General features: G+C 48.8%; 13 protein-coding genes. 10 read left to right on the plus strand and 3 right to left on the minus strand.

All coding sequences use genetic code 11. The features are described 5' to 3' along the window. Positions 1-202 precede the first annotated feature (202 nt). The 10 genes from rpoB to HU175_RS04910 all read left to right on the plus strand — a co-directional run bounded on the left by rpoB (position 203) and on the right by HU175_RS04910 (position 12,964). On the plus strand, positions 203-4,072 hold the full coding sequence (rpoB, locus tag HU175_RS04860; protein WP_176565513.1) for a DNA-directed RNA polymerase subunit beta: 3,870 nt from the start codon (positions 203-205) through the stop codon (positions 4,070-4,072). 107 nt (positions 4,073-4,179) lie between these two features. Next, positions 4,180-8,550, plus strand: coding sequence for a DNA-directed RNA polymerase subunit beta' (gene rpoC, locus HU175_RS04865; protein WP_176565514.1), 4,371 nt, complete (start codon positions 4,180-4,182; stop codon positions 8,548-8,550). Positions 8,551-8,637: 87 nt separating this feature from the next. Further along, positions 8,638-8,955 carry a nucleotidyltransferase family protein gene (locus HU175_RS04870; protein ID WP_176565515.1) on the plus strand — a complete coding sequence of 106 codons (318 nt, stop codon included), beginning with the start codon at positions 8,638-8,640 and terminating at the stop codon, positions 8,953-8,955. Further along, a complete protein-coding gene (locus HU175_RS04875) occupies positions 8,945-9,154 on the plus strand; it encodes a DUF86 domain-containing protein (RefSeq protein ID WP_176565516.1) in 210 nt (69 codons plus the stop codon). Before HU175_RS04870 ends, HU175_RS04875 begins: the two co-directional genes overlap by 11 nt. Before the next feature lie 58 nt (positions 9,155-9,212). After that, positions 9,213-10,345 (plus strand): IS3 family transposase gene (locus tag HU175_RS04885; RefSeq protein ID WP_410528567.1). Its coding sequence is split into 2 segments (ribosomal slippage): positions 9,213-9,468 and positions 9,468-10,345, totalling 1,134 coding nucleotides; the frame shifts between segments, so codons are not numbered across the junction. 114 nt (positions 10,346-10,459) lie between these two features. Beyond that, on the plus strand, positions 10,460-10,558 hold the full coding sequence (locus tag HU175_RS25085; RefSeq protein WP_410528580.1) for a hypothetical protein: 99 nt from the start codon (positions 10,460-10,462) through the stop codon (positions 10,556-10,558). Between the two features lie 76 nt (positions 10,559-10,634). Continuing rightward, entirely contained in the window at positions 10,635-10,958 is a 324-nt protein-coding gene (locus HU175_RS04895; RefSeq protein ID WP_176565519.1) for a DUF3467 domain-containing protein, read from the plus strand. Positions 10,959-11,056: 98 nt separating this feature from the next. Beyond that, positions 11,057-11,482, plus strand: coding sequence for a 30S ribosomal protein S12 (gene rpsL / locus HU175_RS04900; RefSeq protein WP_176565520.1), 426 nt, complete (start codon positions 11,057-11,059; stop codon positions 11,480-11,482). A 58-nt stretch (positions 11,483-11,540) separates the two neighbouring features. Further along, positions 11,541-12,008, plus strand: coding sequence for a 30S ribosomal protein S7 (gene rpsG / locus HU175_RS04905; protein ID WP_176565521.1), 468 nt, complete (start codon positions 11,541-11,543; stop codon positions 12,006-12,008). A gap of 86 nt (positions 12,009-12,094) precedes the next feature. Then, the gene (locus tag HU175_RS04910; RefSeq protein ID WP_176565522.1) at positions 12,095-12,964 is read left to right on the plus strand and encodes an aldose 1-epimerase family protein; all 870 of its coding nucleotides are present in this window, start codon (positions 12,095-12,097) and stop codon (positions 12,962-12,964) included. Positions 12,965-13,037: 73 nt separating this feature from the next. Here the strand turns inward: HU175_RS04910 and HU175_RS04915 are convergent, their stop codons facing one another. The 3 genes from HU175_RS04915 to HU175_RS04925 form a co-directional block, all read right to left on the minus strand. Continuing rightward, on the minus strand, positions 13,038-14,600 hold the full coding sequence (locus tag HU175_RS04915; RefSeq protein ID WP_176565523.1) for a hypothetical protein: 1,563 nt from the start codon (positions 14,598-14,600) through the stop codon (positions 13,038-13,040). Positions 14,601-14,809: 209 nt separating this feature from the next. Then, the gene (locus HU175_RS04920; RefSeq protein WP_176565524.1) at positions 14,810-15,469 is read right to left on the minus strand and encodes an OmpH family outer membrane protein; all 660 of its coding nucleotides are present in this window, start codon (positions 15,467-15,469) and stop codon (positions 14,810-14,812) included. 21 nt (positions 15,470-15,490) lie between these two features. Further along, the gene (locus HU175_RS04925) at positions 15,491-16,072 is read right to left on the minus strand and encodes an OmpH family outer membrane protein (protein ID WP_176565525.1); all 582 of its coding nucleotides are present in this window, start codon (positions 16,070-16,072) and stop codon (positions 15,491-15,493) included. Positions 16,073-16,176 lie beyond the last annotated feature (104 nt).

Here is a 16,176-nt window from a genome sequence, read left to right on the forward strand (position 1 = left end):
ACGTCTGGTCTTTTCCTGTTTGGAGACTTTTTTGTCTACGCCCTTGCAAAAGACAAACTTATTCGTATTGCCTTACGTTGTCTATTCACGCCCCCTGGGTTGGGTCACAGCCTGGGCCTGGATGACCGCTAGTTCAAGTTGCATTGAAAAGGGCCTAATGCACTTATAGAGAATCGGTTACGCAACTAAACAGAGTACAATCTTGGCTACAAACGCGAAAATCAGTACGCGCAAAAATTTTGCGACGATTCAGCCAGTGATTGGATATCCCGATTTCCTGGATATTCAAGTAAAATCATTCAAAGACTTTTTTCAGCTTGATACACCTTCGAACCAACGTTCGGAAGAAGGGCTGTTTAAAGTGTTTCAGGAAAACTTTCCTATCTCTGATTCCCGCGAGAATTTTAAGCTGGAGTTCATTGATTATTCTGTTGATCCCCCAAAATACTCGGTTGATGAGTCGATTGATCGGGGATTGACCTATTCGGTTCCGCTGAAAGCTAAACTGCGTCTGTCGAATAACGATCCTGACAATGAGGATTTCGAAACGATCGAGCAGGAGGTTTTCTTGGGAAACATTCCATACATGACGGAAAAAGGTTCGTTCGTCATTAACGGGGCTGAACGAGTTATTGTTTCCCAGTTGCACCGTTCGCCGGGTGTGTTCTTCTCTATGAGTAAGCACACCAATGGCACAAAGTTATACTCTGCCCGGATTATTCCATTCAAAGGTTCCTGGATTGAGTTTTCGACGGACGTTAACAACGTCATGTACGCATATATCGACCGTAAAAAGAAGTTCCCAGTAACGACGTTGCTGCGGGCTATCGGTTTTGGGTCGGATAAGGATATTCTGGATTTGTTTGGTCTGTCGGAGGAAGTACCGGCAACGCCAGCTAACCTGAAAAAAGCAATCGGTCGTCGTTTGGCTGCCCGGGTGTTAAAAACCTGGACGGAAGACTTCGTTGATGAAGATACGGGTGAAGTTGTATCGATCAGCCGGAACGAAGTCCTGCTAGAGCGGGATTCGGCTATTTCGGTAGACGATATTGAAACGATCACGGAATCAGGTCAGAAGTCGGTCATCCTGCACAAGGAAGACATGAACATGGCTGATTACAACATCATTTACAATACGTTGCAGAAAGATAGCTCAAACTCGGAAAAAGAGGCCGTTGAGCAAATCTATCGGCAACTGCGTAACGCTGATGCGCCAGACGAACAAACCGCTCGGGAGATTATCCAGAGCTTGTTCTTCTCGGATAAACGCTATGACCTTGGTGATGTAGGCCGTTATCGGATCAATAAAAAACTTGGTCTGGACATTTCGTCTGATATGAAGGTGTTGACCACGGAAGATATCGTATCTATCGTGAAATACCTGATCGGTCTGATCAACTCGAAAGCTGTTGTGGATGACATTGACCACCTGAGCAACCGGCGTGTCCGGACGGTAGGTGAGCAGTTATACGCTCAGTTCGGTGTTGGGCTGGCCCGGATGGCGCGAACGATTAAAGAACGGATGAACGTTCGGGACAACGAGGATTTCAAACCCGTTGATCTGATCAATGCCCGTACGCTGTCGTCGGTGATCAACTCGTTCTTCGGAACGAACCAGCTGTCGCAGTTCATGGACCAAACAAACCCATTAGCTGAAGTGACGCACAAGCGTCGTATGTCAGCACTGGGACCTGGCGGTCTGTCACGCGAACGGGCTGGCTTTGAGGTTCGTGACGTACACTATACGCACTACGGTCGTCTATGTACCATTGAAACGCCGGAAGGACCGAACATCGGTCTGATCTCGTCGCTTTGTGTATACGCAAAGATCAACAGCATGGGCTTCATCGAAACGCCCTACCGGATTATTGAGAACGGTAAGGTATCGATGGACAAGCCGGTGATGTATCTGACAGCCGAGGAAGAAGATACCCATTACATCGCTCAGGCAAACGCCGACATCGATAACAAAGGTAACTTCCAGGTTGATCGTCTGAAAGCTCGTTTTGAGGGTGATTTCCCGATTGCAGAGCCTCAGAACGTAACGTTCATGGACATTGCTCCGAACCAGATTGTATCAGTTGCTGCTTCCATGATTCCGTTCCTGGAACATGATGATGCTAACCGGGCCCTGATGGGATCGAACATGCAGCGTCAGGCGGTACCGCTTCTGCGTCCAGAAGCGCCAATCGTGGGTACGGGTCTGGAAGGTCGCGTAGCTGTCGATTCGCGTACGCTGGTTATCGCTGAAGCGGATGGAACGATTGAATTCGTTGATTCGACTAAAATTGTAGTTCGCTACAATCTGGACGACGACCAAATGGCTGTTACGTTCGATGAAGATCGGAAAACGTATAACCTAATCAAATTCCGTCGGACGAACCAAGATACCTGCATCAACCTGAAACCAACCGTGCTGAAAGGCCAGAAGGTGAAAAAAGGTGATGTGCTTTGCGAAGGGTACGCGACGCAGGCAGGTGAACTGGCGCTTGGTCGGAACATGAAAGTGGCTTTCATGCCATGGCAAGGGTACAACTTTGAGGATGCTATCGTGATCTCGGAACGCGTTGTGCGGGAAGATATCTTCACGTCGATTCACATTGAAGAGTTTGAACTGGAAGTACGTGACACGAAGCGGGGCGAAGAGGAATTAACCTCTGAAATTCCGAACGTAAGCGAAGAAACGGTTCGTAACCTGGATGAGAACGGTATCGTTCGGGTTGGTACCGAGGTTAAAGAAGGTGACATCCTGATCGGAAAAATCACGCCGAAAGGCGAAAGCGATCCAACGCCGGAAGAGAAACTGCTGCGTGCCATCTTTGGTGACAAAGCAGGGGATGTGAAAGATGCTTCGAAAAAAGCACCACCATCACTCAAAGGTGTTGTTATCGATACCAAACTGTTTGCCCGTCCGGCCAAAGAAGACCGGGGTAAGCACAAGGAAGAAGTTAAGGTGCTGATGAAGAAATACGGCCGTGAGTTAAATGACTTCCGGGCTCGTATGATCGACAAAATGGTGACACTGCTCGATGGTCAAACCAGTCAGGGCGTGAAACATAAGTTTGGCGAAGAAATCGTTAGTAAAGGTGTTAAGTTCAGCCGGAAAAACATCACGGATAATCTGTTCCCTGACCGGAACCCATACCGGGATGAAAGCGGCTACGCCGTACCGGAAGAAGCAAACCTGCTGATTGATCTGGACCTGAGTAACTGGACCGACGACGATAAAATGAACCAGATGATTGTGTCGCTGGTGAAAAACTACAATAATCGTCGGAGCGAAATCACGGGTCGGTTCAAGCGGGAGCGGTTCACCCTTGAAGTCGGTGATGAACTGCCAGCAGGTATCGTGAAACTGGCTAAAGTTTACATCGCTAAGAAGCGGAAGCTGAAAGTGGGTGATAAAATGGCTGGTCGCCATGGTAACAAAGGGGTTGTTGCCCGGATCGTTCGGGACGAAGACATGCCGTTCCTGGAAGACGGAACGAAAGTGGATATCGTGCTGAACCCACTTGGCGTACCATCCCGGATGAACCTGGGCCAGATTTACGAAACCGTATTGGCGTGGGCTGGCCAAAAACTTGACCGTAAATATGCTACGCCGATCTTCGACGGAGCTACTGAGCAACAGGTTGCTGACGAACTGGATGCCGCTGGTCTGCCATCGTTCGGCCGGACATACCTGTACAACGGTCTGACTGGCGAGCGTTTCGACCAGAAAGTAACGGTGGGTATCATCTATATGCTGAAACTGGGTCACCTGGTTGACGATAAGATGCACGCCCGTTCAATTGGCCCCTACTCACTTATTACACAGCAGCCGCTGGGTGGTAAAGCCCAGTTCGGTGGACAGCGCTTTGGTGAGATGGAGGTTTGGGCACTGGAAGCATTCGGTGCATCGAACATCCTGCAGGAAATCCTGACCGTGAAATCGGATGACGTGGTTGGCCGAGCAAAAGCATACGAGGCAATCGTAAAAGGCGAAAACCTGCCGAAACCAAATATTCCGGAATCATTCAACGTACTTGTCCATGAACTTCGTGGCCTGGCACTTGAAATCACTTTAGAGTAAGGAGAATGGAGAAAAGGGAGACCGAAGAAGGGATGATCAAAGTCTGCTTCTCCGGTTTCCCTCTCCTCATTCTTCCCTTTTCTCCTTTTAAATAAAACCTCCAACCAATGTCGTTCAAAAAGAACAAGAAACTCAATAGCGATTTCCAGAGCGTGACGATCAGCCTGGCTTCGCCCGAGTCCATTCTGGAGAGTTCCTACGGCGAAGTGACACAGCCGGAGACTATTAACTACCGTACCTACAAACCCGAGATGGGCGGCTTGTTCTGCGAGCGCATCTTCGGACCCGTAAAAGACTGGGAGTGTCACTGTGGAAAGTATAAGCGGATTCGCTATAAAGGTATCATCTGCGACCGTTGTGGTGTCGAGGTGACCGAGAAGAAAGTTCGCCGGGAGCGGATGGGGCACATCGAACTGGTGGTTCCTGTTGCGCACATCTGGTACTTCCGCAGCTTACCAAACAAAATCGGTTACCTGCTGGGTCTGTCGACCAAAAAGCTGGATCAGATCATTTATTATGAGCGGTACATTGTTGTTCAGCCCGGCGTAAAAGCTGAGGACGGTATCAACCAACTTGACTTCTTAACGGAAGATGAGTACCTGGATATCATGGACAAACTGCCAAGCAGTAATCAGCATCTTGACGATAAAGACCCAAACAAATTTATCGCGAAGATGGGGGCTGAAGCCCTGGAGATGCTGCTTTCTCGGGTAGCCCTTGATGAGCTTTCGTACTCGTTGCGCCACGCGGCTGCTACGGATACGTCGCAGCAACGGAAGGCGGAAGCGCTGAAACGGCTTAAAGTGGTTGAAGCGTTCCGGGAAGCTAATGGCCGTATCGAGAACCGTCCCGAGTGGATGGTAATCAAAATGGTACCGGTTATTCCTCCTGAACTGCGTCCGCTTGTTCCCCTCGACGGCGGCCGATTTGCTACGTCCGATCTAAATGATCTGTATCGTCGGGTTATCATCCGGAACAACCGTCTGAAACGCCTGATCGAGATCAAAGCGCCGGAAGTAATTCTGCGGAATGAAAAACGGATGCTTCAGGAAGCTGTTGACTCACTGTTCGACAACTCGCGGAAAGTTAATGCCGTTCGTTCGGAAGGTAACCGGGCGCTGAAGTCGCTGTCTGACATGCTGAAAGGTAAGCAGGGACGGTTCCGTCAAAACCTGCTTGGTAAGCGTGTTGACTACTCAGGCCGTTCGGTAATTGTCGTAGGACCAGAACTGAAATTGCACGAGTGCGGTCTGCCGAAAGATATGGCTGCCGAACTGTTCAAGCCATTCGTTATCCGTAAGCTCATCGAGCGGGGTATCGTAAAAACGGTGAAATCAGCGAAGAAAATCGTTGACCGGAAAGATCCGGTTATCTGGGATATTCTGGAAAACGTACTGAAAGGCCACCCTGTACTGCTGAACCGGGCTCCAACACTGCACCGTCTGGGTATTCAGGCGTTCCAGCCAAAACTGATCGAGGGTAAAGCTATTCAGCTCCACCCACTTGTCTGTACGGCTTTCAACGCTGACTTTGACGGTGACCAGATGGCCGTTCACGTACCACTGGGTCAGGAGGCTGTTCTGGAAGCGTCGCTGCTGATGCTGGCGTCGCACAACATCCTGAACCCTGCAAACGGCGCACCGATCACCGTACCGTCGCAGGACATGGTACTTGGTCTGTATTACGTTACGAAAGGTCGTAAGAGCATTCCTGAGTATCCAATCGTGGGTGAAGGCATGACGTTCTACGGTGCTGAAGAAGTTATCATCGGTATCAACGAAGGTCGCGTATCAAAGCACGCCAACATCAAGTGCCGGGTGAAAGTCCGGGATGAGAACGGCGAACTGGTATATAAAATAATCGATACGGTTGCTGGTCGGTTATTATTCAACCAGGCCGTACCGGAAGAGGTTGGTTATATCAACGAACTGCTGACGAAGAAAAAACTTCAGCAAATCATTGCGCTGATCTTCAAAATCTCGGGTGGTGCCCGTACGGCACAATTCCTGGATGAGATCAAAGAACTCGGTTTCCAGATGGCCTTCAAAGGTGGTCTGTCGATCGGTCTGAGTGACGTAATGATTCCAGAAGCCAAACAAGGTCTGGTTGACGAAGCGAAGGCGGAAGTACAGAGCGTTTGGGATAACTACCTGATGGGTCTGATCACGGAGAACGAGCGGTACAACCAGGTTATTGATATTTGGACGCGTGTGAACTCCCGTCTGACCGAGACGCTGATGAAGCAGCTCGAAGCCGATCAGGGTGGTTTCAACTCGATTTACATGATGATGCACTCGGGCGCCCGTGGTTCCCGTGAGCAAATTCGTCAGCTGGGCGGTATGCGGGGTCTGATGGCTAAGCCACAGAAAAACCTGCAGGGCTCGGTTGGGGAAATCATTGAAAACCCAATTCTGTCAAACTTTAAAGAAGGTCTTGACGTATTGGAGTACTTCATCTCGACGCACGGTGCGCGGAAAGGTCTGGCTGATACGGCTCTGAAAACGGCCGATGCTGGTTACTTAACCCGTCGTCTGCATGACGTAGCGCAGGATGTTATCATCAGCGAAGACGATTGCGGTACGTTACGTGGTTTGCAGGTATCGGCTCTGAAGGACAACGAGGATATCGTTGAGCCTCTATCGGAGCGGATTCTGGGCCGTACAACGGTACATGATATCTTCGATCCGCTGAAGAAAGATGAAGAAGGCAAACCGCTTAAATTGGTTGGTTCTGGTGAACTGATCACGGAAGAGATTGCCGCTGCTATTGACGAAACCAGCATCGAAACGGTCGAAATTCGTTCGGTACTGACCTGCGAATCACGCCGTGGTGTATGTGCTAAGTGTTATGGACGTAATCTGGCGTCGGGCCGCATGGTCGACATCGGTGAAGCAGTAGGTGTTATTGCTTCGCAGTCGATCGGTGAGCCTGGTACGCAGCTGACACTTCGTACCTTCCACGTGGGTGGTACGGCCTCGAACATTGCGGTCGATGCGTCGATCAAAGCGAAGTTTGATGGTCTGATTGAGTTTGAAGAAATGCGTACGGTTGAATCGGAAGACGCCGAAGGAAATCCACAAACGGTCGTAATGGGCCGCTCGGGTGAAGTTCGGATTGTCAATCCTGAAGACCGTAACCAAGTTCTGATCAGCAATAACGTTCCTTACGGTGCGTTCCTACGGGTAAAAGATGGGGATGTCGTTAGCAAAGGCGACGACATCTGCGCCTGGGATCCATACAACGCCGTTATTCTGTCTGAGTTGACAGGTACGCTGACGTTTGACGCAATTGAAGATGGTATTACCTACCGTGAAGAGTTCGACGAACAAACGGGCTTCCAGGAAATGGTGATCATCGAAAGCCGAGATAAAGCGAAAAACCCAGCCATCGTTGTTCAGGGGACGACGACAATGACATTGCACCTGTCGGATGCCGACGCATCGGGTAAACTTCAGAAGAGCTATAACCTACCTGTAGGTTCTCGTCTGGTTGTTAAAACAGGGCAGTCGATCAAAGCTGGGCAGCCATTGGCGAAAATTCCACGTAACGTTGGTAAAACCCGCGACATCACGGGTGGTCTGCCACGGGTAACGGAATTGTTTGAAGCACGTAACCCATCAAACCCAGCTGTTGTCAGTGAAATTGATGGTGTTGTAACATACGGCACGATCAAACGGGGTAACCGCGAGATTTTCATCGAGTCGAAAGACGGCACGAAGAAAAAATACCTCGTACCGCTGTCGAAGTTCATCCTGGTACAGGATAACGACTTTGTGCGCGCTGGTGCTCCGTTGTCGGATGGTGCCATTACACCAAGCGACATCCTGGCCATCAAAGGCCCAACGGCCGTTCAGGAGTATCTGGTAAATGAAATTCAGGAAGTATACCGCCTGCAGGGGGTAAAAATCAACGATAAGCACATCGAGGCCATCGTGCGGCAGATGATGCAGAAAGTTGAGATTATCGACTCGGGTGATACCAACTTCCTCGAAGGACAAGTGGTTGACAAATGGTCTTTCCGGGAAGAGAACGATAAAGTTCTTGACGCGAAAGTTGTTGTCGACGCTGGTGATTCGGAGAACTTCAAACCAGGTATGATTGTAACGAGCCGCCGTCTGCGGGACGAAAACTCAAGCCTGAAACGTCGCGACCTCGCTCTGGTGCAGGTACGTGATGCCATGGCTGCCGTTTCGCAACCGACGCTGATGGGTATCACTCAATCGTCGCTCGGTACAGACAGCTTCATCTCGGCGGCTTCCTTCCAGGAAACGACGAAAGTACTAAGTGAAGCGTCGATCCGTGGTAAACGCGATACGCTCGAAGGGCTGAAAGAAAACGTGATCGTTGGTCACCTGATCCCAGCTGGTACGGGTATCCGTCGCTACCAGAATGCGATTGTTGGCTCGAAAGAGGAACTGGAAACAGTGACTGAATCGCGCGAACAGTTCGCACGGAGCAAAAAGCGGGCTACTGTTTAATCCATAGCTGGACCAATTTTGCAAACGCCCCGGTTGGAAACGACTGGGGCGTTTGTGTTATACAGGATAATAAAAGTAACTTTCCGTATGATTAAAGAATCGTTTCTGAGCGCATATAAGGAACAGCTCACTGATCTGTGCCAGCAGTATGGCGTATTACGTATGTATGCTTTTGGATCGATTATACGGGAAGACTTCGATCAGCAGAAAAGTGACGTTGACTTATTGGTTGAATTACCGGATGAATTACTTCCTGAAAGGAAAGGTGATATCTATTTCAAGCTTCTATTTGAGCTCGAAAAGCTTTTCAACCGAAAAGTCGACTTGCTACTGAGTCAGCCATTTCGAAATCCGTATTTTGCCCGTGCCATCGAACAATCAAAGGAATTAGTTTATGCAGCATGATCTACGGAAATACCTCACTGATATTAAGCTGCATATTGATTACATCGAGGACTTTCTCGCAGGGAACGAGGACTTTGCTCAATATGAGAAAAACCTGATTGTTCAATACGCTGTTGAACGGGCGTTAGGTATCATCGGTGAGGCTGTTAATCAGATTCGAAAGCTGGAACCGGATATCGCTATAACCAGTATACTATAGTGCGCCCCGTTTTTAAGACCACTAATTAAATTGGATAACGGGCTAAATTTAGTCCCGTATGAAAGGCAAGAGCAAACGTAAATTTACCTCTGAATTCAAACTCAAGGTAGTACTTGAAGTCCTTAAAGAAAAGGATACATTGGCTGTCATCAGCAAACGCCACGAGCTTCATCCGAATCAGATCAGTGACTGGAAGCGGCAATTCCTACAGGGGGCCGCTTCCGTTTTCGAGGCAGGTTGCAAACCCACATCGACCAACGCAGAACCCGAAACCGCCTTGCTCTATGAGCAGATTGGACGATTACAAATGGAACTGACTTTTTTCAAAAAAAAGTTGACGCCATGAGTCTTTCGCAGCGACGATCACTGCTTGATGCAGCTTTATCAACTAGCATTCGCCAACAATGCCAGTGGGTAGGATTGCCCCGCTCAACCTATTACTACCAACCGGTAGTAGCCACATCAGACGATTTACTACTGATGCGTTTGCTGGATGAGCAGTACCTGCTAACTCCGCAGTACGGGTACCGCAAGATGCAGGTAGCCCTGGCAAAGGCAGGCTATTGTGTCAATCACAAACGCGTTCGGCGTCTCATGCAAATACTTGGCATAGAAGCCATTTATCCTAAAATAAACACCTCGAAACCGGCCATAGGCCACCGAATTTATCCCTATTTGCTGCGGGGGTTGGTCATTGTGCGGGTCCACCAAGTTTGGGCTACTGACATTACCTATGTACCCATGGCGACCGGATATATGTACCTGATGGCCATCATCGATCTGTATAGTCGATACGTATTAAGTTGGTCCGTTTCCAACACCATGGAGGCTGATTGGTGTTGTGGCGTGTTACGAAAGGCCTTAGGGAGCTATCCTCAACCCGAGATTTTTAACACCGATCAAGGCAGTCAATTTACCTCGGATGATTTTACAAGTGTCCTGCTCGATCAGAACATTCGCATCTCAATGGACGGCAAAGGGCGGGCATTGGACAACATATTCGTAGAGCGGCTTTGGCGAAGCGTAAAATATGAGGATATTTATCTGAAAGCCTACCAGGATGGCTGGCAGTTAGAGGCAGGCTTACAAGCTTATTTCGAGTTTTATAACTGTCGGCGCTTTCACCAGTCGCTGAATTATCGAACGCCTGAAGAGGTATTAAAGGGAATAAAAAGCAGTCAAACCAAGTAGGAAATCAGATCAACTAACAATTTCGTTATTCAGTAAAGTGGTCCAGTTCTAAGGGCGCAGTGTATACATCAAGTTGTAGCTTTAAGAAATATACTGATCCACTCTTATGAATCAGTGAATCCTACGGTAGTATGGAGTATCCTCGTCAACCGCCTGCCCATACTTAGGATAGAAGTTGCTAAGTTATTGGAACGACTGCAAGCAGATCGTTAAATAGGCGATGTGGTATCTGTAGCCGCGGTATATTGAGCTACTACTTTAGTTGTACTTTTGTAAAAAGAACCCAACTATGAATTCTCAACCTCAAAATCCGGAAGGTTCTATTGACGTAGAACTTAGCGAAGATATTGCCGAAGGGACCTACGCTAATCTGGCGATGATTGCTCACTCGAATAGTGAATTTATCCTGGATTTTATCCGACTCATGCCCGGCGTCCCCAAAGCCAAAGTAAAAGCCCGGATTATTTTGACTCCGGAGCATGCCAAACGACTGCTGGAAGCGCTGCGGGACAATATTGGCCGCTATGAAGAAGCCAATGGCGGTATCAATGAGCCTAGTGATACGTTCCGGTTTCCGGGAGGTGGCTACGGGGGACCGGTAGGCCAGGCTTAGTCTAAAATCTTACGCCTTTCTGTTTGACATTCAGCAGGTTTTCCCTATCTTTGCACCTCAAAATTCGGGAAGACTGTTTTTTTGTAACCAATTATCAAATGCCTACTATACAACAACTAGTGCGTAAAGGCCGCGAGAAGCTTGAATTCAAGTCGAAATCGCCGGCTCTTGACGCCTGCCCACAACGTCGGGGCGTGTGCACACGGGTGTACACCACGACACCGAAAAAGCCAAACTCGGCTCTTCGTAAAGTTGCCCGGGTTCGTTTGACGAACGGTCGGGAAGTTAACGCCTACATCCCAGGTGAAGGTCATAACCTACAGGAGCACTCAATCGTACTGATTCGTGGTGGTCGGGTTAAAGATCTGCCAGGCGTACGTTATCACATCGTACGTGGTGCTCTGGATACAGCTGGTGTAAGCGGTCGTCTGCAGAGCCGTTCGAAATACGGTGCAAAACGTCCGAAACCAGGTCAAGCGCCAGCGGCTGGTAAAGGTGCACCTGCAAAAGGTAAAAAGAAGTAATTAATCAGACTGCCCGTTGAAAAATACGGCAGAGTAAGATCAAAAATCTGAAGAAACCATGAGAAAGGCGAAACCGCCCAAGCGTTACGTATTACCCGATCCTAAATATAAGGAGGTTCTCGTAACCAAATTTGTTAACAACCTGATGTACGAAGGTAAGAAAAGCCTGGCGTACGCCATCTTCTATGACGCGCTGGACGTAGTGGCTAAACGCACGAACGAAAGCGGTCTGGATACCTGGAAAAAGGCATTAAATAACGTAATGCCAGCGGTTGAAGTAAAAAGCCGTCGCGTCGGTGGAGCTACCTTTCAGGTACCAACCGAAGTACGGGCAGACCGGAAGGTCGCGGTAGGCATGAAATGGCTTATCCGGTACGCTCGTTCGCGGGGTGAGAAAACAATGGTAGACCGGCTTGCTGCTGAAATCGTTGCTGCTTCCAAAGGTGAAGGTGCAGCGGTTAAGAAGAAAGACGATACGCACCGTATGGCTGAAGCCAACAAGGCGTTCTCGCACTTCCGGTTCTAATACCACTTAGGATAACCATTTCCCGATGGTTGTCAGTTTATACAAAAGCTATCCAACATTGGGTAGCTTTTGTTGTTTTTTACGATATGGCTACGCTAGAAAACGATACACTCCGGATTGTCATTCAGGAAAAAGGAGCTGAACTGACGTCAATCTTTGACAAGAAAAATACTATTGAGCACCTGTGGCAGGCCGATCCAGCTGTTTGGCCCTGGCACGCGCCCAATTTGTTTCCGGTGGTGGGAGGGTGCCTGAACAATCAACTGCTGATAGATGGTAAGGCCTATCCTATGCAGCGGCATGGTTTTGCGCGGCAGTCCCAATTCACTCTGAAAGAAGTAACAGATACTAGGGCTACGTTCTCGTTGGCGGCCAATGCGCAGACAAAAGCGGCCTATCCATATCTGTTCGAGTTTCAGATTGCCTATGAGTTGCAGGAAGATAAACTGGACATAACGTATCGCGTGGTCAATCAGGACGATAAGACCGTCTTCTTTTCGGTTGGCGCCCACCCGGCTTTTGCCGTTCCTTTTCTGGATGGCGAAGCATACGAAGATTACTACCTAGAATTTGAAACGGATGAGCCGCTCGAAACGGCCATGCTTTCGGCTGAAGGGTATTTTACGGGCGAAACGAAACCTATTCCGACTGAAAACAACCGGTTAGCGTTAACCAAACATCTGTTTGACGACGACGCATTGGTCTTCAAGCACATCAACTCACGTTCGGTTACGATTCGAAGCACTAAAAATGAACGAGCTGTTACAGTCGCTTACGACAAGTTTCCGTATTTGGGCGTCTGGGCTAAACCTGGTGCGCCTTTTGTCTGCATCGAGCCCTGGCTGGGTTGTGCTGACTCGGTAGGAGAGCAATTACCCATCGAGCAAAAAGAATTGATTCAGCAGGTAGCCGTTGGAGAGACCTTCTCAGCTACGTTCTCCATACAAATCAGCTGAACTGGTCAGCGTTAAAAGCAGTGAGGGACACACGATGACGTATGCCCCTCACTGCTTTTAGAATTGGAAGAGACTACTGTGTTTCTTCCAGCGCGGCAAAATCTTTGAACCGGCGCTTAATCGCATTGTCGGTAGCTTCTTTTTTACTCTGCCAGTTGGCATCTAATTCCAACGCAACAAGACCGCTCAGGCTGAGCGCATTTCGGAATTCATCCAGCTTCTTGATGAACTCACCACTGCGCCGACTCGATTTCAGGGAATATTCACGGGCGAATACATCGCCTTTGTTCTGAATTTCGCTGCGCTTACCCAGTACGTAATTGTACCGGTCGAGTAGGTCTTTCATGGACTTACCAATAACCTCCGTGGCTTCGAGCGTACCCATCGTCAAGACGGCGGTTCCACCCACGGCTGATACGTATTTGGCGTTAGGTGCCGTGATGACAGGCGATACCCCCGTTATAGCACCCAGCGAGGCATTGGCGACGGAACGGTTACGCTTGCCGCTTTTGGCCCGCCGGTAGTCGCGTTTGAGCTGCTCTTCTTTCTCACTGAGCTGCTCGACCAAACCCCATGCCTGAACCAGCAACTGACGATACTGAGCGTAATAGTACCGGTCTTTCTCCTGCTCGTTGACTGTGTTCAAAACGGTGAAGCGAACTTTCTTCTCATCCCGGTTCTGAGCCTTATCCAGCGCAAAGAAAGTAATGTTCGCCGTCAGGCTGTCAAGTGGGTCCTTAACGAAATCGTAAGTTGGCGTCCAGATAAACTCGTATTGATTATTGGTATTCTTAACCAGCGCTGTTTTGGGAATCTGCTGATTGTCGGACAGAAAATCGAAGGTTGTTACGTCGTCATCGCCATTCTGATCTTCCAGATAGAATTTTAAGTTGACCGTGGCGTTCTCACGTAGCTTGTAATACGTTTCCCGGGGCACCAGAGTGATTTCAGGAGCCAGGTCCATCTGAGTGACCTCAACTTTCAAGCGTCCTTTGGTGCGTGTTTTAGACGGTTGATCTTCCACCCAGAACTCAATGTACTGAGGCTGCTGTCGAAGCTTATTAAATTGTTGCTGAGAAAGAGTCCAGCTTAACTCGCCCTGCGAAGAGAGTTTGCTGCCTTCGGGCATTTGATCAGCAATGGGGATAAAGACAATCGGATCACCATCAGCATCATACACCACTTCCGGGTCGATCTTATGGACATTCTCCTTACGGTAACCAACGTAGAAAGGACGCAGATCGCCAACAGTAGGCGGACGGTTTACATGTAAGACCTTAAACTCGATAGTCTGGTCAGCGCTCTGCCCGTGTTTACTGCGGGCCTCAAAAGTAACCGGGTACGTATGGGTCGTTTGAATGCGATCAGCCAGATTGTAACCGGGTGTCCAGTTAAAATGACCCAGCGAATCAAGCAGCATGCCTTCCAGTTTGTCCTGCCCCAGCGAGAACGTAATGGTATCACCAGAAGCGGCTATCGCCTTCAGATCAAAACGGACAGTGCCTCCTTCGGGTACTACGTTCCAATTCGGTTGTGATGGGAAAATGAGTTGTATTTGCTTTGTATCCTGGGCGTAACTATTCTCCAATAAGGAAGTCAGTAGAAGCCACACGATGCTACCGATTAGACGGATCATAAGCGATGAGCAGATGGTAGTTCGTTTTGAAGAACGCAAAAATAGGGCGAAGATTTTACGAAAGGGGAGATACTGAAGATATTGTCAGGTATTTATTTCCCCGCGCTGGCTCGTAAAACCAGCCAAGTCGGCACGTCGAGCCAGATGGTTACTAAAAAAGCCCTTCGTCAGGAAGGGCTTTTTTTGAGCAGTTAACAGACTCGCAACGACTATTTTTTCTTTGGAACAGTCGTTGTGCTGCTGCCCGTCGTAGCAGGCTTAGCAGGTGCCGTGGTCGAAGCGGGTGTCTGCGCAGCAGCAGCAGCGGCTGCTTTTGCTGGGTCGATACCCAATTTTTTCAGGACCGACTCCGTAATGTTGTTTTCTTCCGGAGCAACCAGCAGAATGGGGATGGTGTTCGAGCCAGCGTCCAGGTTGAATACGTATTGATAGGATTCTTCCTTGGCAACGGCGTCGATAGCCTTCTGGATTTTCTGAACAACCGGGTTTACCAGCGACTGGTATTTAGTTTGCAGCGACTGTTCAGCAGTCCGACCGAACTCCTGAAGCCGGGTTTGCAGGCCCTGGAGTTCTTTTTCGCGGTCGCTACGGATCACGTCCGACATCTGAGCGGCACCTTTCTGATACGCTTCGTACTTATCTTCCAGCTCTTTGCTCATGCGCTTCATTTCGTTTTCCGACTGCGTGCGCTGAATGGTCAACTGGTTCTGGATATCTTTAGCTTCGGGCGTTTGAGCCAGTACGTAATCAATGTTCGTATACCCTAACTTCAGTGCACCTGCTGGGGCTGCGGTTGGGGCTTGTGCCTGTGCGTTAAGACCGCCTGCTAAGAGAGCTACGGCAAACGCCATGACGAGGTTTTTCTTCATTTTGGGATTAATTAAAAGAGACTATTTGGGGTTTGTTGTTGTGGTTGTTTTTGTTGCGGGGGCAGCTCCAGCCGTTGATTTGCTGGCTGCGTCGAGGCCTAACTCCTCCATGACATAGTCCGTGTAATCATGACGGGGATCGGTGTAGAGCATTACAAAGTCAGATGCTTTATCAAACATAAAGTTCAACTTTTTTTGCTGAGATACTTTTTCAATCGCCCGATTGACAATCTCCATGGGCGCTTTCATCAGTTCTTTTTTCTTTTCAAAAAGCAGCCCCTGGTAACCGAACACTTTGTTGTTGTACTCTCTTGCTTCCCGTTCTTTATCGCTGATAATCCGCTGCCGGTCGCGTTTCATGTCGTCCGTCAGCAGGATTTCTTCGGCCTGGTACATCTTCTGCAGTTTATCAATCTCGACGTATTTGTCCTGAATGTCCTTCGACCACTTATCAGTAAACTTGTCGATCTCCGTCAGCGCTTTCTGGTATTCGGGCATCTTGCTGAATATAAACTCCGTGTCGACGTAACCGAACTTTTGCGCTTTTGCAGAAGGAACCAGCCAAACAGCGCACAAAAATACAAAAAATAGGTTTTTTTTCATTGATAACCAGTCAATTTTTGCGCAGAGTGGTTGATTTTCAGATAAAAGCTGCTTTTGTAAAACAGGTATTTTTTAGACAGATCCGACTGGCTTTCGTTTAATCA

The organism is Spirosoma sp. KUDC1026, from assembly GCF_013375035.1.
Classification (GTDB): domain Bacteria; phylum Bacteroidota; class Bacteroidia; order Cytophagales; family Spirosomataceae; genus Spirosoma.